Source organism: Streptomyces sp. NPDC048337, from assembly GCF_043201175.1.
In the GTDB taxonomy this organism is placed as follows: domain Bacteria; phylum Actinomycetota; class Actinomycetes; order Streptomycetales; family Streptomycetaceae; genus Streptomyces.
On record NZ_JBICYR010000021.1, the window covers coordinates 113,348 to 135,603 of the forward strand.

The 22,256-nt window shown below is 72.8% G+C and carries 18 protein-coding genes and 1 pseudogene; 12 read left to right on the top strand and 7 right to left on the bottom strand.

Annotated features, from left to right (window positions below; all coding sequences use genetic code 11):
- Window positions 1–248: 248 nt before the first annotated feature.
- Entirely contained in the window at window positions 249–1,721 is a 1,473-nt protein-coding gene (locus ACGFYU_RS28985; protein ID WP_393830249.1) for a hypothetical protein, read from the top strand.
- 83 nt (window positions 1,722–1,804) lie between these two features.
- On the opposite strand, the gene ACGFYU_RS28990 is transcribed toward ACGFYU_RS28985, so the two are convergent.
- Complete coding sequence (locus tag ACGFYU_RS28990; RefSeq protein ID WP_393830299.1) at window positions 1,805–2,803, bottom strand: zinc-dependent alcohol dehydrogenase family protein; 999 nt, start codon at window positions 2,801–2,803, stop codon at window positions 1,805–1,807.
- 148 nt (window positions 2,804–2,951) lie between these two features.
- Between ACGFYU_RS28990 and ACGFYU_RS28995 the strand changes: the two genes are divergently transcribed.
- The 3 genes from ACGFYU_RS28995 to ACGFYU_RS29005 all read left to right on the top strand — a co-directional run bounded on the left by ACGFYU_RS28995 (window position 2,952) and on the right by ACGFYU_RS29005 (window position 6,780).
- Window positions 2,952–3,404, top strand: coding sequence for a YbhB/YbcL family Raf kinase inhibitor-like protein (locus tag ACGFYU_RS28995; protein WP_393830250.1), 453 nt, complete (start codon window positions 2,952–2,954; stop codon window positions 3,402–3,404).
- A gap of 130 nt (window positions 3,405–3,534) precedes the next feature.
- Window positions 3,535–4,857 carry a cytochrome P450 gene (locus ACGFYU_RS29000; RefSeq protein WP_393830251.1) on the top strand — a complete coding sequence of 441 codons (1,323 nt, stop codon included), beginning with the start codon at window positions 3,535–3,537 and terminating at the stop codon, window positions 4,855–4,857.
- Between the two features lie 87 nt (window positions 4,858–4,944).
- On the top strand, window positions 4,945–6,780 hold the full coding sequence (locus tag ACGFYU_RS29005; RefSeq protein ID WP_393830252.1) for an ABC transporter ATP-binding protein: 1,836 nt from the start codon (window positions 4,945–4,947) through the stop codon (window positions 6,778–6,780).
- A gap of 28 nt (window positions 6,781–6,808) precedes the next feature.
- On the opposite strand, the gene ACGFYU_RS29010 is transcribed toward ACGFYU_RS29005, so the two are convergent.
- Together ACGFYU_RS29010 and ACGFYU_RS29015 are read right to left on the bottom strand one after the other, a co-directional pair.
- Window positions 6,809–7,855 carry an NUDIX domain-containing protein gene (locus ACGFYU_RS29010; RefSeq protein ID WP_393830253.1) on the bottom strand — a complete coding sequence of 349 codons (1,047 nt, stop codon included), beginning with the start codon at window positions 7,853–7,855 and terminating at the stop codon, window positions 6,809–6,811.
- 22 nt (window positions 7,856–7,877) lie between these two features.
- Window positions 7,878–8,501 carry a LysE/ArgO family amino acid transporter gene (locus ACGFYU_RS29015; RefSeq protein ID WP_393830254.1) on the bottom strand — a complete coding sequence of 208 codons (624 nt, stop codon included), beginning with the start codon at window positions 8,499–8,501 and terminating at the stop codon, window positions 7,878–7,880.
- Between the two features lie 70 nt (window positions 8,502–8,571).
- On the opposite strand from ACGFYU_RS29015, the gene ACGFYU_RS29020 reads away from it, so the two are divergent.
- The 6 genes from ACGFYU_RS29020 (at window position 8,572) to ACGFYU_RS29045 (ending at window position 15,197) form a co-directional block, all read left to right on the top strand.
- Complete coding sequence (locus tag ACGFYU_RS29020) at window positions 8,572–9,492, top strand: LysR family transcriptional regulator ArgP (protein ID WP_393830255.1); 921 nt, start codon at window positions 8,572–8,574, stop codon at window positions 9,490–9,492.
- 10 nt (window positions 9,493–9,502) lie between these two features.
- A complete protein-coding gene (locus tag ACGFYU_RS29025) occupies window positions 9,503–9,895 on the top strand; it encodes a molybdopterin-binding protein (RefSeq protein ID WP_393830256.1) in 393 nt (130 codons plus the stop codon).
- 94 nt (window positions 9,896–9,989) lie between these two features.
- Window positions 9,990–11,072, top strand: a complete 1,083-nt coding sequence (gene corA, locus ACGFYU_RS29030; RefSeq protein ID WP_393830300.1) for a magnesium/cobalt transporter CorA — start codon at window positions 9,990–9,992, stop codon at window positions 11,070–11,072.
- A gap of 228 nt (window positions 11,073–11,300) precedes the next feature.
- Complete coding sequence (locus tag ACGFYU_RS29035; RefSeq protein WP_393830301.1) at window positions 11,301–12,116, top strand: chitosanase; 816 nt, start codon at window positions 11,301–11,303, stop codon at window positions 12,114–12,116.
- A 324-nt stretch (window positions 12,117–12,440) separates the two neighbouring features.
- The gene (locus ACGFYU_RS29040) at window positions 12,441–12,794 is read left to right on the top strand and encodes a DUF805 domain-containing protein (RefSeq protein WP_393830257.1); all 354 of its coding nucleotides are present in this window, start codon (window positions 12,441–12,443) and stop codon (window positions 12,792–12,794) included.
- Between the two features lie 183 nt (window positions 12,795–12,977).
- Window positions 12,978–15,197 (top strand): NADP-dependent isocitrate dehydrogenase, encoded by a 2,220-nt coding sequence (locus ACGFYU_RS29045; protein ID WP_393830258.1) that lies wholly within the window; start codon window positions 12,978–12,980, stop codon window positions 15,195–15,197.
- Between the two features lie 71 nt (window positions 15,198–15,268).
- Here ACGFYU_RS29045 and ACGFYU_RS29050 read toward each other — a convergent pair.
- Window positions 15,269–15,886, bottom strand: a pseudogene (locus ACGFYU_RS29050) (SUMF1/EgtB/PvdO family nonheme iron enzyme); the annotation flags it as partial.
- 38 nt (window positions 15,887–15,924) lie between these two features.
- Between ACGFYU_RS29050 and ACGFYU_RS29055 the strand changes: the two are divergent.
- Entirely contained in the window at window positions 15,925–16,203 is a 279-nt protein-coding gene (locus ACGFYU_RS29055) for a hypothetical protein (protein WP_393830259.1), read from the top strand.
- Window positions 16,204–16,363: 160 nt separating this feature from the next.
- Here the strand turns inward: ACGFYU_RS29055 and ACGFYU_RS29060 are convergent, their stop codons facing one another.
- From ACGFYU_RS29060 to ACGFYU_RS29070, 3 genes are all read right to left on the bottom strand, one after another.
- Complete coding sequence (locus ACGFYU_RS29060; RefSeq protein WP_393830260.1) at window positions 16,364–16,834, bottom strand: hypothetical protein; 471 nt, start codon at window positions 16,832–16,834, stop codon at window positions 16,364–16,366.
- 137 nt (window positions 16,835–16,971) lie between these two features.
- Window positions 16,972–19,227 carry a germacradienol/geosmin synthase gene (locus tag ACGFYU_RS29065; protein ID WP_393830261.1) on the bottom strand — a complete coding sequence of 752 codons (2,256 nt, stop codon included), beginning with the start codon at window positions 19,225–19,227 and terminating at the stop codon, window positions 16,972–16,974.
- The gene (locus ACGFYU_RS29070) at window positions 19,217–20,653 is read right to left on the bottom strand and encodes a family 2B encapsulin nanocompartment shell protein (protein ID WP_393830262.1); all 1,437 of its coding nucleotides are present in this window, start codon (window positions 20,651–20,653) and stop codon (window positions 19,217–19,219) included. Before ACGFYU_RS29070 ends, ACGFYU_RS29065 begins: the two co-directional genes overlap by 11 nt.
- A gap of 280 nt (window positions 20,654–20,933) precedes the next feature.
- Here ACGFYU_RS29070 and ACGFYU_RS29075 point away from each other — a divergent pair, with 280 nt between their 5' ends.
- Complete coding sequence (locus ACGFYU_RS29075) at window positions 20,934–22,238, top strand: hypothetical protein (RefSeq protein WP_393830263.1); 1,305 nt, start codon at window positions 20,934–20,936, stop codon at window positions 22,236–22,238.
- Window positions 22,239–22,256 lie beyond the last annotated feature (18 nt).

Below are 22,256 nucleotides of genomic sequence, written 5' to 3' on the forward strand. Positions count from 1 at the left end.
GTTTGGGGGGGGGGGGGGCCGGGGGGGGGGGGGGCGGGGGGCGGGGGGGGGGGGGTGGGGGGGGGGGGGCCGCCCCCGGGGGGGGGGGGGCGGGCGCCCCCCCCCCCGGCCCCCCACGGCCACCTGGCCGTGGCCACCGTCGCCGTGATGGGGGCGCCGCCCGCGGGTGAGGACGGCCACGTCAGCGAGCTGGCCGGCCGGGCGGTCGCCGATGCCCGGGCGCGCCTGGCGGCCCTCGGGCCCGCGGCATGAGCGCGGACGTGTCGGCGGGGACTGGCGGGGCCGTCTCGACCACCCCGTCGGCCGCGGGTGCGGCCGCGTGGCTGGCGGCGGATGCGGCGACCCGCAGGTTCGCCGCGGCCACCGTGGAGACGCTGGACGCCAGGGAGACCGTGCAGCGCCTCGCCCGCCGTTACGCAGGCCTGGCCAATGCCCAGCGGGCCGGCCATCTCTTCGAGGTGGAGCACGCGCTCTCGTTCAACCAGGCCGCGGCCAGGGCGGGGTCCGGTGTGCGGGCGGCGGTGTCGGAGTGGATGGCCGGAGGGTCGCACACGGCTGCGGCGGACATCGTGCTCGTCGACGGGACCAGGACGGTCGGCCAGGTGCAGGCCAAGCTGATGGGATCGCCATCCGGCACCGCGCACCAGCTGCGCCGCGGGCACTACACAGGCATGGCACGCCTGGTGGCCGGGGACCAGGTGGCCGCCGTGGACAGCCTCCTCGAGCGGCGCCTGACCATGCGCCCGGAGGGCATCGGCTTCGCCGAATACGCCGACGCCCGTGCTCACCTCAGCGACGCCATCCACTACGGCGACATCAGCTCGCGACCGGTGGACCTGGCCGACGCGCACCGCCACGCCACGGACCCGGAGGAGTGGATCCGCGGCCAGGTGCGCAGGGCGGCCGGCCGGGAAGCGGCCGCTGCCGCCGCGGCCGGGGCGGCGGCCGGCGCGACGGCAGCAGCCGTCATCACGGTTGCCGGGCAGCTGGGCCGGGTACGGGCGGGGGAGACCCTGCCCGCCCAGGCCGCGCTCACCGCGGCTGCGGCCGCCGCCCGCGGCGCGGCTCACTCGGGCGCCCTGTCCGGCCTTGCCTCTGTGGTCCGCACCGCGGGGCGCGCCGGCCGCCTGCCTGCGGCGTTCGGCGGCGGCGAGCTCGCCTCGGCCACCGCGGCTGCCGCCCTCGCCGTCGCCGGAGCCGGCCTCGATTTCGCCCAGGGACGCATCGACGGCGGTGAGTTCGCCGCACGTAGCGCCGAAGCCGCCCTGCGCGCCTCGCTCACCTGGGCCTGCGGAGCCGTCGGCCAGAGCGTGATCCCCGTGCCGGTCGTCGGAGCGCTGGTCGGCGGACTCGTGGGCCAGGCTGCCGGAACCGTCATCGTCCAGGGCCTGCAGGCTGCCGTCCTCATCGCCCGCGGCAGCCGGAGCGACGGGACACGGTCGCTCGAACACGAACTCCTCGCCGCCTCCCTGACCACTGGTCTGCTGGCGACGGCGGCTGCCTCACTGGGCCCGCGCACGCACACCCGCGCCACCGTCATGCCCGCCTTCGATCCGGTCCGCGACCACCTCGCAGGCACCGACCCCGTCCGCGCCCTGTCGTCCCTGGCAGCACTCACGTCCCGTCACGCCGGACTCCCCCTGCATTTCACCCCGGAGGAGTTCGACAGCTGGATGGCCGAACCCGACGACGTGCCCTTGGTGCTGGACCCCAACTGGTGAGCCCCCGGCCGTCCGCCGCACCAGGGTCCGTACGCGGGGCGGGCGCCTTCACCACGCCCCCTCACCAAGGAGAGCCGATGTGGTTACGAGCCGGGCATGCGCAGTACCGCCGCGCCGCGGACCCGGCCGGCCGCGAGGTCGTCCAGTGCCGTGTCGGCCTGTGCGAAGTCGTAGGGGGTGAGGACCGGGCGCAGCCGGTGCTCGGTGGCCGCCGCGAGGAACGCGCGACCGTCCCGCCGGGTGTTGGCGGTGACGCTGCGGACGGTGCGTTCGCGGAAGAGGTGGCGCTGGTAGTCCAGCGGCGGGACGTCGGAGAGGTGGATGCCCGCGATGCTCAGCGTGCCGCCGCGGTCCAGCGCCTCCAGGGCTACGGGGACGAGGGCGCCGGCGGGGGCGAAGAGGATCGCGGCGTCCAGCGGTTCGGGCGGGCCGGCGAGGGCGTCGCCCGCCGAGGTGGCGCCGAGTTCCAGGGCGAGCGCCCGGGCGGCCGGGGAGCGGGTGAGGACGTGGACGGCGGCGCCTTGCGCGAGGGCGAGCTGGGCGGTGAGGTGGGCTGAGGCGCCGAACCCGTAGATTCCGAGTCGGCCGCCTTCGGGCAGCTCGGCGCGGAGCAGGGCCCGGTAGCCGATGATCCCCGCGCACAGCAGCGGCGCCAGCTCCTCGGCGCCGTATCCGGGCGGCAGCTCGTAGGCGTACCGCGCGGGCACGGTCGCGTACTCGGCGTAGCCGCCGTGCGCGTCCCAGCCGGTGTAGACGGACGACGGGCACAGGTTCTCCTCGCCCCGCGCGCAGTACCGGCAGGCCCCGCACGTGCCGCGCAGCCACGGGATGCCGACGAGCGAACCCGCCTCCGGGGCGGCGACCCGGCTCCCGGCCGCGATCACGTCGCCGACGGCCTCGTGGCCGGGTACGACCTGGTCCCGGTGGGGCGGCAGGTCGCCGTCGCGGACGTGCAGATCCGTCCGGCACACCCCGCACGCACGGACCCGGACGAGAAGCTCGTCCGGTCCCGGCACCGGGACGGGCAGCTCCACGCACTCCGTCACACCGGGGCGGGCGGCGGAGACGACCCAGCCCCGCATCATCTCCGGAATCCCGCCATCCACCTTCGGCCTCCTCGGCTGCGGGGCTCACCTCCCAGCATGCCGCGCGCCGGGTGGGCTCGGCCGAACGAGGGGTCTGGTGGGCGGATCGGTGCGGGGGCCCGCGCCCGCGGGTATGGCGGGGCGCATGAGCGGAATTCAACTCAGCAGCACCGCGTTCGGCGACAAGACGGTGATCCCCCGCCGCTACAGCGGGGAGGGGGAGAACATCTCACCGCCCCTGACCTGGTCGGGGGTGCCCGGGGAGGCCAGGGAGCTGATGCTCCTGTGCGAGGACCCGGACGCCCCGGGGGCGAGCTTCCTGCACTGGCTGGTGACGGGCATCGATCCGGGGCTGACCGGGGTGGCGGAGGGCCAGAAGCCCCAGGGCGGCCTGCCCTGGCCCAACGGCTTCGGGCGCGTGGGCTGGGGAGGGCCGATGCCTCCGCCGGGGCACGGGCCGCACCGGTACTTCTTCCGCCTGTACGCCCTGTCCGAGCCGCTGCCGCTGCACGACCGCCCAGGGGTCGAGGACGTGCACAAGGCCCTGAAGGGCCGGGAGCTCGCCTCCGGCACCCTGGTCGGGACCTATGAGCGCTGAGTTCGTCGCCTGAGGCGCGGCCGTCCGAGGCGGGGTGTCGCCGACCGCGCCCGGTCCCCTACAGTGCGTGATGCCCGCCCGGCCCGTGCCGGCGGGCAGCCGCCGACAGCCGCCGAACAGGAGCAGAACCGTGGCCACCCATGCCCGCCCCGACTCCCTCCCGAGCCCGTCCCCGGCGGCTCGCCCCGTCCCCGAGCTGGATCCCGCCCTCGTCGGGGAGTGGCAGGCCGGGGGAGGGGAGCTCATCGACCTCTTCACTCAGGCGCGGCAACGGCTCGGCGGAGTCGCCGCGTTCCGGCTCGGACCGCGCCCGACCGTGCTCGTCACCGCGCCCCAGGCCGTGCAGCACGTGCTCGCGCTCCATCCCGACCGCTACGTGAAGCGCTCGCACCGCGCCCGGCTGCTGATCGGCGACGGTGTGCTGGCCGCCACCGGCGAGGCGTGGCAGCGGCAACGGCGGCTGCTGCAGTCGCAGTTCACGGGCCGGGGCATGCGCCGCTACGAGCAGCGGATCGCCGAGGCCGCCCGGACCACCGCCGCGCGCTGGGCCTCGTACGCCCGGACCGGACAGGTCTTCGACGTCGGCGCGGAGATGCGGCGCTTCGGCCTCGACACCATCTGGCGTTCCCTGACCGGGCATCCCCTCGACGCCGCCACCGAGCGCGAACTGGCCGCCCTGCCCGCCGTGGTGGCCGCCCTGCCCCAACTGCCCGCCGACGGCGCCGCCGCCCAAGGGGCCGTCGCGGCCGAGCTGGCCCGCATCGACGCCGTGGCGAGCCGCGCCATCGCCGCCGCCCGCGACGGCGCGGCCGGACCCGATGGCCCGGGCCTGCTGCACGTCCTGTTGGAGGCGGCGGGGACGCGCCCCGAGTACACCGACCGGCTGATCCGCGACGAGCTGGTCACCCTGCTGGTCGCCGGTCACGAGACCACCGCCACCACCCTGACCTGGCTCTACCTCCTGCTGGACCGCAACCCGCAGGCGCGGGAGCAGGCCCTCGCCGCGGGGCCCGAGGGCTCCCCCGAACGGCGGCAGGCCGTCCAGGCGCTCGTCCACGAGACCCTGCGCTTCTACCCGTCCGCCTGGATACTGCCGCGCTGCGCCGCGGAGGACGACGTCCTCGCCGGGTACGAGGTGGAGGCCGGCACCGACGTGCTGGTCTGCCCCTACCTCACGCACCGGGACCCGGGGCTGTGGGAAGACCCCGGGCGGTTCGATCCGGAGCGCTTCACCACCCCCGGACGACGCCCCGCCCACCCGGGCGGCTACCTCCCCTTCGGTATCGGGCCGCGGGCCTGCCTGGGGCTGCAGTTCGCCCTCCGGGAGTCGACCGTCCTCCTCGAACACTTGTTGCCGGCCCACACTCCGCGTTTCCACTCCACCCCGGCCAAGGCCGTGTACAGCATCACCGTCCGCCCCGACGGCCCCACACCCGCCGTACTGGGCGGCTAGCGCCCGGCGGAAAACCCTTGGACCGCGTGGACGCCCTTGCGGAACACTGCGACTCCTGCCTGCCGGTCCGACAAGACAGGGTATGGGATGGGATCGCCTGAATCGCGCAAAGGTTCGCCGGGCAAGGGCCCGGTACTCCTCGCGCTTCGTTACTACGGACGGGAATTGGCCCGGCTCCGATGGCTCACCGCGCCGGCGCTGCTGCTGCCGGCGCTGGGCAACATCGGTATCAACTACATCGCGCCGCTGGTCGTCGCGAAGCTCGTCGGCCGGATCGCCGGGGACGGCGCAAACGCCGGGGGCGTGGCGGCCGGCATCGACTGGGCGCTGCCCTACGTCCTCGGTTTCGCCGGGGTCCTGCTGCTCTCCGAGACGCTGTGGCGCATCGGACTTCACTGCCTGAACCGCCTCGACGCCCGCGGCATCGAGCACCTGTACGTCATCGGCATGGACGAACTGTTCGCCAAGGACGCGGCGTTCTTCCATGACAACTTCGCCGGCTCGCTGACCAAGCGGGTCCTCAGTTTCGCCGCCCGCTTCGAGGAGTGCGTCGACACGCTGACCTTCTCGGTCATGGGCAGCTTCGTGCCCCTGCTGTTCGCCTCGGTGGTGCTGTGGCAGTACGACCCGCTGCTCGTGGTCGGACTCCTGGTGATGATCACCTTCACCGGGCTGTGCGTGGCACCTCTGATCCGGCGCCGTCAGGTGCTGGTCGCCGAGCGGGAAGAGGCGATCGCCCGGGTGTCGGGCCACGTCGCCGACAGCCTGATGAACATGGACACGGTGCGGTCGTTCGCCGCCGAGGCGCGCGAGGCCGCCGAACACCGCTCCCGGGTCGCGGAGTCGCGGCGGCTCACCCTGCGGTCGTGGGACTACGGCAACCTGCGCATCGATACGCTGGTCGCGCCGATGTCCGTACTGACCAATGTGCTGGGCCTGGTGCTCGCCATCGCGCTCGGCGGGGGAGAGCACGGAGTGGAGGCGGTCATCGTCGCCTTCACCTACTACGCCAGTGCGACGCGGATCATGTTCGAGTTCAACCAGATCTACCGCCGCTTGGAAAGCTCGATGACGGAGGCCGCGCAGTTCACCGAACTGCTCCTGGAACCGCCGACCGTGCTCGACCCGCCGTCCCCGGAGCCGCTGCGGTCGAAGGCGGCCGACGTGTGCTTCGAACGGGTGACCTTCGCCCACGCGGGCGCGCAGCCGCTCTTCGAGGGCCTCGACCTGGCCGTGCCCAGCGGGGCGAAGATCGGTCTCGTCGGCCGGTCCGGCGGGGGCAAGACCACGCTCACCCGGCTGTTGCTGCGGATGACGGACATCGACGCCGGCCGGATCCTGATCGGGGGGCAGGACATCAGCCGGATGCGGCAGGCCGAACTGCGCGGCCTGATGGCCTACGTTCCCCAGGACCCGGCGATGTTCCACCGCACGCTGCGGGACAACATCGCCTTCGCCCGGCCGGACGCCACCGACGCCGAGATCCGCCGCGCGGCCGAGGCGGCGCACGTCACGGAGTTCGCCGACGCACTTCCCGAGGGCTTCGACACCATGGTGGGCGAACGCGGGGTGAAGCTGTCCGGCGGCCAGCGCCAGCGGGTCGCCCTCGCCCGGGCGATCCTGCGCGACGCACCGATCCTGCTGCTCGACGAGGCGACCAGCGCCCTGGACTCCGAGAGCGAGATCCTCGTCCAGGACGCGCTGTGGCGGCTCATGGACGGGCGGACGGCGCTCGTGGTGGCGCACCGCCTGAGCACGGTCGCCACCATGGACCGGCTCGTCGTCCTCGACCGCGGCCGGATCGTCGAACAGGGCACGCACCAGGAACTGCTCACCGCCGACGGAGCCTACGCGAAGCTGTGGCAGCACCAGTCGGGCGGCTTCCTGAAGGACACCCCGGCGGGGGCCGACCTGAGCCCCTGACTCTCCGCTCCCGCCGTCCGGATGGCGGTCATGCGCCGTCCGCCCGGCGGCCCGCGTGGAGTTCCAGGGGCCCCGCGCCGGTGTCGCGGGCGGTGAGGCAGGCCTCGATGCGGCGGCGCAGTGCGGGCTTGACCAGGGCGGGGAGTTCGGCGGCGGGGACGGCGCGCCACTGGAGGAGTTCGTCGGGAGCGAGCCGGATGCGGGCGAGGGCGGGGGCGTCGAGGACGCCGCCGTCGTAGAGGAAGCGGACGCGGGCCAGCCGGCCCGGCTTGTGGGACCAGTCGACGGCGAGCAGCCGCCCCGGCGGCAGGTCGAGGCCGATCTCCTCGCGGACCTCCCGGCGGGCGGCGGCGCGCGGGGTCTCCCCGAGGTCGCTGTCGACGCCGCCGCCGGGCAGGTGCCAGCGGTGGGGGTTCCCGTACGCGGGCTGTACGAGCAGGATCCGGCCCTCGGCGTCGGTGAACAGCACGCTCGCCGCGGTCAGGGCCTTGGGGCGGTTGGCGAGGTGGCCGGCGGCGCCGAGGGTGCCGGCGTGTTCGAGGGCGGCGCGGGCGGCCGGCTCCAGGCCGGCCGGGGAGCCGGGCTGGGGCACGCCGTCGACGAGGTGGGCGAAGGAACCCGTGCGCAGGGCGGCCAGAGCGGCGCGCAGCCGGGATGCGAGCCGGTCGGGGAGGGCCGCGCAGGCCTCGTCCGGCTCCAGCCAGCGCGCCTCGGTGATCTCGCCGTCCGGGAAGGAGATCGCCGCGGCCTCCTCCGGGGACAGCGGGCCGACGAGGTGGACGTGCACGACGAGCGAGCGCCCGAGGGGGCCGGGCCGCCGGGAGTCCACCGCGAGCAGCCGGCCGACGGGCCGGCCGAGGTCGAGCTCTTCCTTCAGCTCGCGGGCCAGCCCTTCCTCCGGGGTCTCGGTGTCCTCGACCGTGCCGCCCGGAAGCTCCAGATCCGCCTTGTACGAGGTGGTCAGTACGAGGACCCGCCCGCGCGTGTCCAGGACGATCCCGGTGGCGGCCACGAGCGGCGCCGGCTGGGCGGCGTAGTACTCCCGCACCGTGTCGGGGGAGGGGCGGTCGGGCACGGCGGGCTCCTGTGGGGTGTGGTCAGGCACGGGCCAACAGCATGCCGCCCATCGTGACCATCGTCGCCGCGACCAGGCCGTCCAGGACCCGCCACGCGGAGGGGCGGGCGAGCAGGCCGCTGAGCAGCCGGGCCCCGTAGCCGAGGGTGCCGAACCAGGTCAGGCTGGCCAGCCCGGCGCCGATGCCGAAGGCCCAGCGCAGGTCGCCGCGGTCGGCGGCGAGCGAGCCGAGGAGCAGGACGGTGTCCAGGTAGACGTGCGGGTTGAGCCAGGTCATGGCCAGGCAGGTCAGCACGGCCCGGCGGCCGGACCCGGCGGCGGCCCCCTCGGTGGTGAGGGCGGCGTCCGGGTCGGGCCGCAGCACCCGCCGGGCCGCGAGGATTCCGTAGCAGATCAGGAAGCCGCCTCCGGTCAGTCCGACCAGGGTCAGGGCGGCCGGCCAGGCGGTGACGAAGGCTCCGACGCCGGCCACACCGAGGGCGATCAGGAGCGCGTCGGAGACGGCGCAGATGGCGACCACGGCCAGGACCGCGTGGCGGCGGGCCCCCTGGCGCAGGACGAAGGCGTTCTGCGCGCCGATGGCGACGATGAGGGAGAGTCCGGTGCCGAAGCCGGCGAGGGCCGCCGTGATGATGCCGTGTGTCATGCCTCCGACCGTAGGGAGCCCGGGGCGGTTCAGTACAGCTAAAGATTTTTACGTAGCATTAGCGCTCGTGATGGACGAGCTTCCTCTGGACCAGGTGCGGACCCTGCTGGCCGTGGTGGACGAGGGCACCTTCGACGCGGCGGCGGCCGCCCTGCACGTGACGCCCTCCGCCGTCAGCCAGCGGGTCAAGGCCCTCGAACAGCGGACCGGGCGGGTGTTGCTGATGCGGACCAAGCCGGTGCGGGCCACGGAATCGGGGGAGGTGGTGGTCCGGTTCGCCCGGCAGCTGGCCCGGCTGGAGCGCGACGCGCGGGCCGAGCTGGGGATGGCCGCCGAAGGGGCGGGGCCGGTGCGGCTGCCGATCGCGGTGAACGCGGACTCCCTCGCCACCTGGTTCCTGCCGGCGTTGACGCGGGTGCCGCAGGATCCGCCGGTCAGCCTGGAGCTGCACCGCGAGGACGAGTCGCACACGACCGCGCTGCTGCGGGAGGGGCAGGTGATGGCGGCGGTCACCTCCTCGCCCGATCCGGTGGCGGGGTGCGCCGTACGGATGCTGGGGCTGGCGCGGTACCTGCCGGTGGCGAACCCGGACTTCGCGGCGCGCCACCTGGCGGGTGCGCCGGAGCGGGACCTGCGGCAGGCCCCGACGATCGTCTTCGACCGGAAGGACGACCTCCAGGACGCCTTCGTACGGTCGTTGACCGGCGACCCGGGGAGCGCGGCGGGGCCGGTGCGGCACTACGTACCGACCTCGGAGGGGTTCCGCGACGCGGTGGTGGCGGGGCTGGGGTGGGGGCTGGTGCCGGAGCAGCAGTCAGGGCCGCTGCTGCGGACGGGGGAGTTGGTGCTCGTGGTGCCGCGGCGGCCCCTGGACGTACCCCTGTACTGGCAGCAGTGGAAGCTGGACTCGCCGGTGCTGTCCATGGTGGCGGAGGTGATCGCGGAGGCGGCCGGGGAGGCCCTGCGCCGTCCCGCGCGCGGCGGGGCTTAAGCTGCCGACCATGGAGTCCTACACGATCGGCCAGGCGGCGCGGCTGCTCGGCGTCAGCGTAGACACGGCGCGCCGCTGGGCGGACGCCGAACGTTTCCCCACCCGCCGCGAGGGCACGCGACGCATGGTGGACGGGCCGGACCTGGCCGCGTTCTGCGTGGAAGCGGCGCAGGAGAGCGGCGACGGCGAGGAGGCCCCGTACACCTCGGCGCGCAACGCCTTCCCCGGGATCGTCACCGGGGTGAAGCTCGGTACGGTCGACGCGCAGGTGGAGATCCAGGCCGGACCGCACCGCATCGTGTCGCTGCTGACGCGGGAGGCCGTGGAGGAACTCGGCCTGGAGGTGGGCGCCCGGGCCACCGCGCGGGTGAAGTCGACCAGCGTGTTCATCGACCGGACCTGAGCGGCACCGACCGCGGCGGAGCCCCGGCGGGAGCCGTGCGGCGGCGGTGGCAGACTGGCCGCTGACCAGCCCGAAGAGGAGTACGCCGTTGGCCATGTTCAGCACCCTGCGCCGGGCCGTGCGCCGCGGCTACCGGCGGGCGGTCGACCTCAGCCACCCCGCCCGCTCCCCGCTCGGCAGCGCGGTGGTCAACTGCGTGGTCTACCAGGACGGTGTGCGGCAGGACGGCTGCGCCGAGGTCGAGGAGGCGCTGCGCCGGGTCCGCAAGACGGGCGAGGGCTTCGTCTGGATCGGCCTGCACGAGCCGTCGCAGGAGGAACTCGCCGGGCTCGCCCAGCTGTTCGGCCTGCACCCGCTCGCCGTCAACGACGCGGTCAACGCGCACCAGCGCCCCAAGATCGAGCGGTACGACGACACGCTGTTCTCCGTCTTCAAGACCGTGCGCTACGTCGAGCACGAGGAACTCACCGCGACCAGCGAGGTGGTGGAGACCGGCGAGCTGATGGCCTTCACCGGGGAGGACTTCGTCATCACCATCCGGCACGGCGGCCGCGGCACCCTCGGTCCGGTCCGCGAGGCGCTGGAGGCGGATCCGGAGCAGCTGGCGAAGGGGCCGGCGGCCGTACTGCACGCCATGGCGGACCACGTCGTCGACGACTACACGGCCGTGACGGACGCGGTGCAGAACGACATAGACGCCGTCGAGACGGCGGTGTTCAGCGAGTCCGGCGGCCGCGGCGACGCCGGCCGTATCTACCAGCTCAAGCGCGAACTCCTGGAGCTGCGGCGGGCGGTGGCACCGCTGAGCCGTCCACTCCAGCAGCTGGCCACGCAGCCGATACCGGTCATCCCGCCGGAGATCCGCGCCTACTTCCGGGACGTGGCGGACCATCTGACCCGCGCCACCGAGCAGATCGGCGCCTACGACAACCTGCTCGACTCCATCCTCCAGGCCCACCTCGCGCAGGTGACCGTGGCCCAGAACGAGGACATGCGCAAGATCACGGCGTGGGCGGCGATCGTCGCCGTCCCGACCATGGTCTGCGGGGTCTACGGCATGAACTTCGACCACATGCCCGAACTGCACTGGACGTACGGGTACCCGCTCGTCCTCGGCGTCATGGTGGTCGCCTGCTTCGTCATCCACCGCGGCTTCCGGCGCAACGGCTGGCTCTGACGGAGCCACCGGTAGGGTCCGCCCGTCACCCCGAAGACGTGCCCGTCTTCATCGACGAGGCCCTGTCCGCGCGCATCACGCACCCCGAATGGCCGGACACCAAGCGGGCGTTGGAGGCGCGCGTGCACGGGTCTTGAGTGTGCGAGATCTCTGGTAGTAAAGTTTCCTAACCAAACCGGGAAGCCTCAACTACCCCACGGAGGCCTTGTGTTCACCCCCCACCGCAAGATGCTGGTGATCAGCGCCCTGCTCGGCAGTGCGCTGATCGCCGTACCGGTCACCGCCCACGCCACCGATGCCGTCACCACCCCCACCGAGGTGACGGCCGCGGCCGCCGTCGGGCTCGACGATCCGGCGAAGAAGGAGATCGCCATGCAGATCGTCTCCAGCGCGGAGAACTCCTCGCTGGACTGGAAGGCGCAGTACAAGTACATAGAGGACATAGACGACGGCCGCGGCTACACCGCCGGCATCATCGGCTTCTGTTCCGGCACCGGCGACATGCTCGACCTCGTCGAGTACTACACCCAGGTCAAGCCGGGCAACATCCTCGCCAAGTACCTCCCGGCGCTGCGCAAGGTCGACGGCACCGACTCGCACGCCGGCCTCGACCCGAACTTCACCAGGGACTGGGCGAAGGCCGCCCAGGACACCGAGTTCAGGAAGGCCCAGGACCACGAGCGCGACCGGGTCTACTTCAACCCGGCCGTCAAGCAGGGCAAGTCCGACGGTGTCGGCACCCTCGGCCAGTTCATCTACTACGACGCCATCGTGATGCACGGCGACGGCACCGACTCCACGAGCTTCCGCAACATCCGCAAGCGCGCCCTGTCCAAGGCCAAGCCCCCGTCCCAGGGCGGCAACGAGACCACCTGGCTGAACGCCTTCCTCGACGCCCGCGTCTGGGCGATGAAGCAGGAGGAGGCGCACAGCGACACCAGCCGCGTCGACACCGCGCAGCGGGTGTTCCTGAAGAAGGGCAACCTGGGCCTCGACACCCCGCTCGACTGGAAGGTCTACGGGGACTCGTTCCACATCGGCTGACACGCCGGACGGCGGCGGCCCGGGGCGGACTCCCTTCCCGCCCCGGGCCGCCGTGCCCGCGTGTCGCGGTGCGATAACGATGTCGGAGCCGGTGGACCCGGCTCCGGCGGTGACGAGGGCGGCGCGGAGCGGGGACGTTACGGACGTCAGCGGACACGCCGCCTCTCCCGGCGCCCCGCCGTAATCCCTCCGTCACCGGAAGGCCTGCTGCGGGGCCGAATCGGCACCCTGCAATGTGGCTTGACCGCGCCGTAGGGCGGGCATAAGTTCTGCCCCGGCTTGCTCCAGCAGGACGGGCCGGAACACTGTCCTCTGGGGGGACCCGTGAACTACTTCACCGACGTCGTCAAGCGGTACGTCGACTTCAACGGCCGTGCCCGGCGCCAGGAATACTGGATGTACACGCTCTGGTACGCGGCGCTGCTGATCATCGCCATCATCGTCGACTTCGCGCTCGGCACCTACCCGCTCTTCTACTTCATCCTGGTGCTCGGCCTCTTCCTCCCCACGCTCGGGGTGGGCGTGCGCCGGCTCCACGACCAGGGCAAGTCCGGCTGGTGGATCCTCATCGGCGCCGTGCCCCTCATCGGCTGGATCTGGGCGATCGTCCTGATGGCCACCGAGGGCACCCCGGGCCCGAACCAGTACGGCCCGAGCCCCAAGTCGATCCACGCCTGACCCGTACGACCGAGCGCCGTCGCCGACCCCGCAGGTCGGCGGCGGCGCTCGCGCGCGCGGAGGGCGTGACGCGTGTCTCCCGCAGCTCGTGCCCGGGGGCTGTCCAGACAGGCCCGATCAGGAGATATCTTGATGTCGAGCAATGTTGCAGACGAGAGACCAGACTGTGGAGCGGAGCATCCGGTGACTGACTCGACCATCATCTACACGCACACTGACGAGGCCCCGGCCCTCGCGACGTATTCCTTCCTGCCTGTGATCCAGGCGTACGCGTCGACGGCCGGTGTGAATGTCGAGACCCGTGACATCTCCCTGGCCGGTCGGATCATCGCCAGCTTCCCCGAGCACCTCGAGGAGGGCCAGCGCATCGCCGACGCCCTCGCCGAGCTGGGCGAGCTGGCCAAGACCCCGGAAGCCAACATCATCAAGCTTCCGAACATCTCGGCCTCGATCCCGCAGCTGAAGGCCGCGATCGCCGAGCTCCAGGGCCAGGGCTACGCCCTTCCGGACTACCCGGACGACCCGAAGTCGGACGAGGAGCGCGAGATCCGCGCCCGCTACGACAAGGTCAAGGGCAGTGCCGTCAACCCGGTCCTGCGCGAGGGCAACTCCGACCGCCGCGCTCCCGCTTCGGTCAAGAACTACGCCAAGGCCCACCCGCACCGCATGGGCGCCTGGACCTCCGAGTCGAAGACGAACGTCGCCACCATGGGCGAGAACGACTTCCGCTCCACCGAGAAGTCCGCCGTCATCGCCGAGGCCGGCACGCTGCGCATCGAGCACGTCGATGCCGACGGCGCCACCACCGTGCTGCGCGAGTCCGTACCGGTCCTCGCCGGTGAGGTCGTCGACGCGTCCGTCCTGCACGTCGACGCGCTGCGCACCTTCCTGAACGACCAGATCGAGCGGGCCAAGGCCGAGGACGTCCTGTTCTCCGTGCACCTCAAGGCCACGATGATGAAGGTCTCCGACCCGATCGTCTTCGGTCACGTGGTCCGCGCCTTCCTCCCGAAGACCTTCGCGCGCTACGGCGAGACCCTCGCCGCCGCCGGCCTGTCGCCCAACGACGGCCTCGGCGCCATCCTGAACGGTCTGGGTGCGCTGCCCGACGGCGACGCGATCAAGGCCTCGATCGACGCGGAGATCGCCGAGGGCCCGGCCCTCGCCATGGTCGACTCCGACAAGGGCATCACCAACCTGCACGTGCCGTCCGACGTCATCGTCGACGCCTCCATGCCGGCCATGATCCGCACCTCTGGCCACATGTGGGGCCCGGACGGCAACGAGGCCGACACCCTGGCCGTGCTGCCGGACAGCAGCTACGCCGGTGTCTACCAGGTCGTCATCGACGACTGCCGCGCGCACGGCGCCTTCGACCCGTCCACCATGGGCTCGGTGCCGAACGTCGGCCTGATGGCCCAGAAGGCCGAGGAGTACGGCAGCCACGACAAGACCTTCGAGGTCGCCGCCGCGGGCACCGTCCGCGTCGTCGACGCCGCGGGCAACGTGGTCCTGGAGCAGGCGGTCGCCGCGGGCGACATCTTCCGCGCCTGCCAGACCAAGGACGCGCCGATCCAGGACTGGGTCAAGCTCGCCGTCACCCGCGCCCGCGCCACCGGCGTCCCGGCCGTCTTCTGGCTCGACGAGAACCGCGCGCACGACGCGCAGCTGATCGCCAAGGTGAAGACGTACCTGGCCGAGCACGACACCGAGGGTCTGACCATCGAGATCCTCTCCCCGGTCGAGGCCACCGCCTACTCCCTGGAGCGCATCCGCCGCGGCGAGGACACCATCTCGGTGACCGGCAACGTGCTGCGCGACTACCTGACCGACCTCTTCCCGATCCTGGAGCTGGGCACCAGCGCCAAGATGCTGTCGGTCGTCCCGCTGATGAACGGCGGAGGCCTCTTCGAGACGGGCGCCGGCGGCTCCGCCCCGAAGCACGTCCAGCAGCTGGTCAAGGAGAACTACCTGCGCTGGGACTCCCTCGGCGAGTTCCTCGCGCTGGCCGTCTCCTTCGAGCACCTCGCCACCACCACGGGCAACGCCCGCGCCCAGGTGCTGGCCGACACCCTGGACCGCGCCACCGGCACCTTCCTCAACGAGGACAAGTCGCCGTCGCGCCGCCTCGGCGGCATCGACAACCGCGGCAGCCACTTCTACCTGGCCCTGTTCTGGGCGCAGGAGCTGGCCAAGCAGACCGACGACGCCGAGCTCGCCGCCTCCTTCGCGGCGCTCGCCAAGACGCTGGGCGAGCAGGAGCAGACCATCGTCGGCGAGCTGATCGCGGTGCAGGGCTCCCCGGCCGACATTGGCGGGTACTACCAGCCCGACGCCGCCAAGGCCGCGGCGGTCATGCGCCCGTCCGCGACCTTCAACCAGGCGATCGCGACCCTGGGCTGAAGCCCGTAGGCACACGCGTTCCGCCCCGGCCGGCCTCGTGCCCGGCCGGGGCGGACCCGTTTACGGGTCTGTCAGGCGAGGGGATCGGCCGCCACGCGGAATCCGATGTTCCCGGCCGAGCTGTCCGGGGTGTTGCGGGTGCGGGCCGCGACCCGGTAGCGGTTGCAGTACGAGTCGTGGCACATGTGGGAGCCGCCGCGCATGGTCCGCTCCGGGCCGGTGGGCGCGAACCGGTCGGCGGACCACTCCCACACGTTGCCGACCGCGTTGTAGAGCCCGTAGCCGTTGGGGCGGAAGGACTTCGCGGGGGCGGTGCCCGCGTATCCGTCGGCGCGGGTGTTGTGCACGGGGAAGTCGCCGTTCCAGATGTTGCACATGTACCGGCCGTCCGGGCGCAGTTCGTCGCCCCACGGGTAGCGCTTCTGCTCCAGGCCGCCGCGCGCCGCGAACTCCCACTCGGGCTGCGTGGGCAGCCGGGTCCCGGACCAGGCGCAGTACGCCTGGGCGTCGTGCCAGGAGACGTGGACCACGGGGTGGTTCTGGCGTGCGGCGAAGGAGGAGCCGGGGCCCTCCGGGTGGCGCCAGTCCGCCCCGGAGACCGCCCGCCACCACGGGGTGCCGGCCACCTCCGGTGAGGTGGCGGCGAGTTCGTCGGTGAGGAAGCCGGCGAACACGAAGCTGAAGCCGAAGGACAGGGGCGCACAGCGGAGTGGCGACGTGGCCGTTGGTGAACTTCACGCCCTGGTCGGCGATCCAGCCGATGGTCTTCTGGATGGCCCAGTCGGTGTGCTTGGGCTGGTCGTCGGTGACGATCAGCAGGATGTTGGGCCGGGTGGCGGCCGCGGCCGCGGTGCCCGGCGTGGACGCCTGGGCGAGGGACGGGGTGGCCGCTGCCGCCGCCACCGCCGCGGCGCCGGCGAGGAAGCGGCGTCTGCCGACCGAGCCGGTCCGGGGCGTGCTGATGTGCTCGCTCACGAGGGTCTCCTGTACGTGCGGGGGAGTGTGACGTACGAACCGGGGGGCTTCCGGCGGCGCTCGCGCACAGCCGGAACCTGCAGGTCAGACCCTAGAATTCGGGCACCGGTCACTCAATGACCGCCGCATGGCAGTGCTGTTCCAGTGCTGTGGCGCCCTCGTGGCGGCGTTATGTCGCGCGCATGACATGTCTAGCGGAGCCGGTGGACCCGCTCGCCGTCGAAGGCCAGCGGGGACCGGCCGGCCGCGAGGATGCGCAGCCCCGGGGCCACGGAGAGGAGGTACCGCAGCCAGGCCAGGGCGGCCGGGGTGAGCCGTTCGGCGCCGTCCAGGACGAGCAGCATGTCCCGTTCGGCCAGCCATGAGGCGGCGTTGGCCGTACCGCACGGCAGGAAGGGCATGCCGGGCACGTGGCCGAGCTCGGCCGTCAACTCGCGGACGCCGTAATCGCCGTGGAGCGGGTCCAGGGCGATGACGGCCACCCCGTCGTAGAAGTTGGAGGCGAGCCGCCGTGCGATCTCGCGCACCAGCAGGCCGCGCGGCTCGCGGAAGCCTCCCGTCACAGTCAGGACGCGCCCCCGCCGGACGGTGGTGAGCAGTCGGGACATCTCGGCGGACGTGGCGGGCAGTGTTCCGGTCGATCCGGATTCCCTCATCGGCACGATGCCCCCCATTGCATGCGTGACCAAGCGCGGCGACAGGGTTCTCTTTCAAGCCGCGTGACGACGATTATGCGCCACTTGCGCCGTAAGACCAGGGGAATGTCGCATTCCGGCGATGCTGTCCGTTCCCTCGCAGGTCAGGTCGCCCATGCGGCGCGGTGCGCCGGCGCGGGCAGCGGCGGCAGGCTCCCGCTCGTCGGGCGTGCCGCGTCCGCCCGGCGTGCCGAGTCCGCCAGGTGCGCCGCGCCCGTCCGGTGCGCGTGGTGGCGCTTGAGGTCCTCCTCCCGGTAGCGCTTCGTCCGGTCGTGCCAGAACGCGATCCCCGCCATCCACCGCCGCAGCTCCTCGGCGCTGCGCTCCACGGCCGCCCGGGCCGCCGCGTCCAGCCCGTGGTCCGCGCACATGACGGGGAGTTCCTTTTCCACCACGTGCTCGAACTGCTTCATCCGCGAGGTCATCAGATCGTTCGCGATCCGCAGCGCCGTCGGATGGTCGCAGTCGAAGAAGTTCTCCACCACGATCAGGAGGTTGTGCAGCTCGCCCTCGTACTCGGCCTCCTTCTGGTACGAGTACACGTCGTTCATGACGGCCGAGTAGTCGAAGGCCGCGGCCTGCATCGACTGCACGGCCGAACTCGCGTACACCTCCTCCGGTACGACGTCCAGGTGCGCCAACCGGGAGAGCGCGATCGTCATCGGCGATCCGAAGGTCACCCTGCGCATCTCCAGGTAGTCCACCGGATCCGGCACCCGGTTGGCCGCCTGGTTCTCCAACTCCCAGTGCCAGCTGTCCAGTACCCGGTCCATGGCGTCCCGGAAGATCTCCCGGCCGCGCATCGGCATCGGCCCGGCCGTGCGCCGCCACAGATCGGCCAGCCCCCGCTCCATGGCGTTGGCCGGAGGCGGCGGCGCGGACAGGTCGAGCGGCATGCACGCGCGCAGCCGCGCCGTCTGCGCCCTGGCGGCGGGCAGGCCGCGGGTGGTGCCGAAGAGCAGCGGATAGGCGTCGTCGGCGTAGGTGCCCCAGCACAGCCAGCCCGCGCTGATGTCCAGGGTCTCCGGCGGGCCCTGCGGGTCCATGCCCGCCGAGCACAGGGCGAAGTCGAAGCCCCGGGCCTTCTCCTCCCACCAGATGCCCTCGTCGAGGAGGCCCGTCCGCCGGATCCACTCGATGAGCCGCTCCCGGGCGCCGTCCAGGTGCGGATTGAGCACGTTGCGCAGCGGCAGGTAGAAGTCCGGGATCACCGAAGGACCCACCGTGCGCGGGACGTTGCCGTACCGGCGCAGCCGCGGGGCGCCACCCGTCAGCCCCAGCAGCGCCCTGACGTTGGCGCCGGTGGTGCCCAGCCCCGTGGGGCCGCGCAGCCCGACGGGCCCACCCGCGTCGGTGCGGCCCGGGCGCTTGTTCATGTACCGGCTGGAGCGCATGTGCCACTCGTGGCCGCCGGACTGCCAGTCCTGGAGCCCGCGGGCGTAGGTCAGGACCGCGAGGAGCCCGTCCGGGGTGAGGCCCTTCTCCGCGCACAGCGCGGGCAGTTCGGTGAAGAAGGTGGTCTCGAACTGCTGGAGCCGGGAGGTGAGCAGGTGGTTCAGCTGGTCGGCGGCCTCCTGGGTGGTACAGCCGAAGAACCTCTCCAGAACCAGCACCCCGTTGCTGAGCTCCCCCTCCGCCCCCGTCTCCCGCTGGTACGAGAACAGGTCGTTGCGGAAGTGGACCGCGTCGGCGAAGCAGTCGCGCAGGACGCGCAGCGCCCGCTCCTCGGAGACGGAGGCGGGCACCTCCGCGCCCACCGCGTGCTCGACCAGCCCCGCCGACCAGGGCGCTCCGCCCACCTTGCGGCGCTGTTCCACGTACTCCACGGGGTTGGAGATCCGGCCGATGTTGATGTTGTCGAGCTCCCACAACGACTCGTGGAGGAGGTCGCGGGTGCTGCGGGTGAAGCGCGCGGTCCAGTCCGCCGAGTGGCCCGGGACCGTCCGCCGCCACAGGTCGGCCAGGCCCGCCTCCACCGGGCCCGCGGGCTCCGGCACCGGCGTCCGAGGATCGGCGGGCATGAACAGCGCGAGGCGCTCCAGCGCCTCCCGCCCGGCCGTCCGGTCGCCGGTGCGCTTGAAGCGCGCCAGGAACCAGTCGTCGAAGAAGAACACCCACACGTACCAGTCGGTGACGAGCGAGAGCATCGGCCCGTCGCACTCGGGATGGGTGTAGGCGCACAGCAGCGCGTAGTCGTGTGCCTCCAGATCGGCGGGGTCCCAGACCCCCGAACCCTCCAGCATCCCCAGATCCCCGGCCCAGGCCCGGGTGTGGGCGCGGGCCTCCTCCAGGTGCGGATTGAGCCGTGCGGGGTGCGGCAGATAGAACTCGGGCAGCTCGAAGGGCTGCTCAACGGTCATGGGACGGCCCCTCCCGGTCGTCGAAGCGGGCGATCTCCACGTTCTCCAGGACCCCGACGGCGTCGGGGACCAGGATGGCCGCGGAGTAGTAGGCGGTGACCAGGTAGGAGATGATCGCCTGCTCGTTGATGTTCATGAACCGCACCGACAGGCCCGGCTGGTACTCGTCGGGCAGCCCCAGCTGGTGCAGTCCGATGACGCCCTCGTTGTCCTCGCCGGTGCGCAGGACCAGGATCGAGCTGGTCCGCTCCTCGGTCACCGGGATCTTGTTGCAGGGCAGCAGGGGCACCCCGCGCCAGGAGGGGAGCGCGTGGCCGTGGAAGTCGACGGCGGCCGGGTACAGGCCGCGCCGGTTGCATTCGCGGCCGAAGGCGGCGATGGTCCGCGGATGGGCGAGGAAGAACTCCGAGCCCCGTCGGCGGCTGAGGAGTTCGTCCATGTCGTCGGGGGTGGGCGGACCGGTCCGGGCGAAGATCCGCTGCTCGTAGTCGGCGTTGTGCAGCAGCCCGAACTCGGGGTTGTTGATCAGTTCGCTCTCTTGACGTTCCCTCAGTGCCTCGATGGTCAGGCGGAGTTGTTGTTCGGCCTGGTTCATCGGCTGGTTGTAGAGGTCGGCGACCCGCGAGTGCACGCGAAGGACGGTCTGCGCGACGCTGAGCTCGTACTCGCGCGGGCTCAGGTCGTAGTCGACGTACGTACCGGGCAGCATCACCTCGCCGGTGTGGCCCGCGGACAGGTCCACGGCGTCGCTGCCCTTGCGGCCGACGCGCTCGGCCTCCAGATAGGCCTCGGCGTGCCGGCGCAGGGCGGGGGAGCTGCTCAGGGCCACGTCCCAGTCGCCGCGGTTGAAGGTCATCGTGACCACGTCGGTCAGGGCGCGGGCGGTGAACTCCCAGCGGGCGTCCGGCAGGGGGTGGTGGCCGAAGTGGTCGCCGTCGCTCAGGACGCCGAGGCTGGCCTCGTCCCCGTAGGCGCTGACGCTGAGCCGCTCGATCCGGCCGTGGGCGACGAGGTAGATCTTGTCGACGGGGTCCCCGCGCCGGACGATCACGTCGCCCTTGCGGAATTCCTCCTTGACGAACCGCTCGGCGATCGACTCGACCACCCGGTCGTCGGGGAAGTTCCGCAGCATGCCCAGCTCGCGCAACATGGGCGGGATGACCCGCAGTTCGGTGCCGGTCTTGACGAAGGTGATGCGGCCGTCGCCGAGGGTGTAGCTGACGGTGCGGTTGACCCGGTAGGTGCCGCCGCCCGTCTGGACCCACGGCAGGATCTTCAGCAGCCAGCGGGAGCTGATGCCCTGCATCTGCGGGGCGGACTTCGTCGTGGTGGCGAGGTTGCGGGCGGCCTCGGTGCTCAGGCTCTGCCGGGCGGCGGCGGCCAGGTGTTCGGCGGCGCTCACTTCGGCGGCGGGGTCGACGGACATGGCAGGCCTTCCTCTCGGTCAGTCTTCCTGGGCGCGGCGGCGCGGGGCCGCCGGCTGGTCGGGGGTCGTGAACGGGAGTGATCGGAAGGAGTGATCCCGCTTCCAGTGATCTGCTGCGCTCCCGTACGCCAGCGGCACGCGGTGTGATCGCGTGCCGACGGGCGCACACGTCTTAGTTAGGGGCAGGACGGCTCCACCGGCTACGGAGGCCCGGCCCCCACCCTGTTGAATGTCCCATCGCGTTGAAGGGCTGGACGTTTGTACGAGTTGGGCGGTTCTGATGGCCAAGCGTGAACCCAACGGACGACTCCGCACCCTCCTGACCGACGCCCGCTGGAGCGGGCAGGACTTCGCCCGCGCCGTCAACGGCGTGGCCGCCGAGACCGGCCTCACCCTGCGCTACGACCGGACCTCCGTCTCCCACTGGCTCGCCGGCACCCGGCCGCCCGCCCACGTCGTCGCCCTCGCCGCCGAAGCGCTCAGCCGGCGGACCGGGCGGCGGGTCAGCCCGGCCGACACCGGGCTCACCCGGCCCGCCGGTGTCAGGGCGCGGGACCGCACCGGCGCCGAACCGCGGGGCGCGGGCGGTCTCGCGCCGGGCGAGGCCGAGGCCCTGTTCGGCGAGATCCCCGTCTACTCCTCCGCCTGGCGACCGGGGGGCGGACCGCCGCCCGGTACGGGCGATGGCCCCACGTCGACCTCCGGGCGGATCGGGGCCGAGCACGTGGCGGCCGCCGAGGCCGTCCTGCCGGTCTTCCGCAACGCCGACATGATGTTCGGCAGCGGCCTGGCGAGGCCCGCCCTGACCCGCTACCTCGCGACCACCGTGGCACCCTGGCTGCGCGCGGCCTCCGCACCGGCGGTACGACACCGGCTGCTGGGCTGCACCGCCCGGCTCGCGTACACCGCGGGATTCCTATGCTTCGACAGCAACCAGCAGGGCGTGGCCCAGGCGTACTACCGGGCGGCGCTGCGGCTGGGGCAGGAGGCGGGGGATCCGCGGTGCTGGGCGCCCGTACTGCGCGCGATGAGCGTGCAGGCGCACCGGCTGGGCCACCGCAAGCAGGCGTGGGAGCTGGCGGAGGGGGCCGCCCGGGAGGCCAGGCGGCTCCCCTCGCTCCAGGCCGCCTTCGTGACGGGACAGCGGGCGGTGGCCGAGGCGGGCTGCGGGGACCGGCGGGCCGCGGTGGCCCATCTGGGCGAGGCGGAACGGCTGCTGGAGCGCTCGGCCGGTCAGCAGGCGGCCATCGGCGACTACCACCACGCCGCCCTGGCCCATCAGCGGGCCGAGGCGCTGGCGGCGCTCGGGGACGCGCGGGGTGCCATAGCCGCGCTCGGCACGTCGCTCCGGCACCGGCCGGCCGGGGAGCGGCGGGCGCGGGCGATCACGACGGCGCGGCTGGCCGAGCTCCACCTGGGGCTGGGGCACGTGGACCGGGCCTGCGCCGCCTGGCACGACCTCCTGGACCTCGCGCCGCAGGTGGATTCGGCGCGGGTGGAGGAGGCGGTCCGCAGGCTCCGCGCCCGCCTCCACCCCATCCGCGGCCACCGCGCGGCCCGCACCCTCCTGGCCCGCCTCCCCTGACACCCGGGGCTCCGCCCC

Excerpts from the sequence above, each read along its gene's own strand:
- ACGFYU_RS29005 (WP_393830252.1), top strand. The coding sequence starts at position 4,945 with ATGGGATCGCCTGAATCGCGCAAAGGTTCGCCGGGCAAGGGCCCGGTA.
- ACGFYU_RS29025 (WP_393830256.1), top strand. The coding sequence starts at position 9,503 with ATGGAGTCCTACACGATCGGCCAGGCGGCGCGGCTGCTCGGCGTCAGC.
- corA (WP_393830300.1), top strand. The coding sequence starts at position 9,990 with ATGTTCAGCACCCTGCGCCGGGCCGTGCGCCGCGGCTACCGGCGGGCG.
- ACGFYU_RS29075 (WP_393830263.1), top strand. The coding sequence starts at position 20,934 with ATGGCCAAGCGTGAACCCAACGGACGACTCCGCACCCTCCTGACCGAC.
- ACGFYU_RS29065 (WP_393830261.1), bottom strand. The coding sequence starts at position 19,227 with ATGACCGTTGAGCAGCCCTTCGAGCTGCCCGAGTTCTATCTGCCGCAC.
- ACGFYU_RS28990 (WP_393830299.1), bottom strand. The coding sequence starts at position 2,803 with ATGCGGGGCTGGGTCGTCTCCGCCGCCCGCCCCGGTGTGACGGAGTGC.
- ACGFYU_RS29015 (WP_393830254.1), bottom strand. The coding sequence starts at position 8,501 with ATGACACACGGCATCATCACGGCGGCCCTCGCCGGCTTCGGCACCGGA.
- ACGFYU_RS29035 (WP_393830301.1), top strand. The coding sequence starts at position 11,301 with ATGCTGGTGATCAGCGCCCTGCTCGGCAGTGCGCTGATCGCCGTACCG.
- ACGFYU_RS28995 (WP_393830250.1), top strand. The coding sequence starts at position 2,952 with ATGAGCGGAATTCAACTCAGCAGCACCGCGTTCGGCGACAAGACGGTG.
- ACGFYU_RS29070 (WP_393830262.1), bottom strand. The coding sequence starts at position 20,653 with ATGTCCGTCGACCCCGCCGCCGAAGTGAGCGCCGCCGAACACCTGGCC.
- ACGFYU_RS28985 (WP_393830249.1), top strand. The coding sequence starts at position 249 with ATGAGCGCGGACGTGTCGGCGGGGACTGGCGGGGCCGTCTCGACCACC.
- ACGFYU_RS29020 (WP_393830255.1), top strand. The coding sequence starts at position 8,572 with ATGGACGAGCTTCCTCTGGACCAGGTGCGGACCCTGCTGGCCGTGGTG.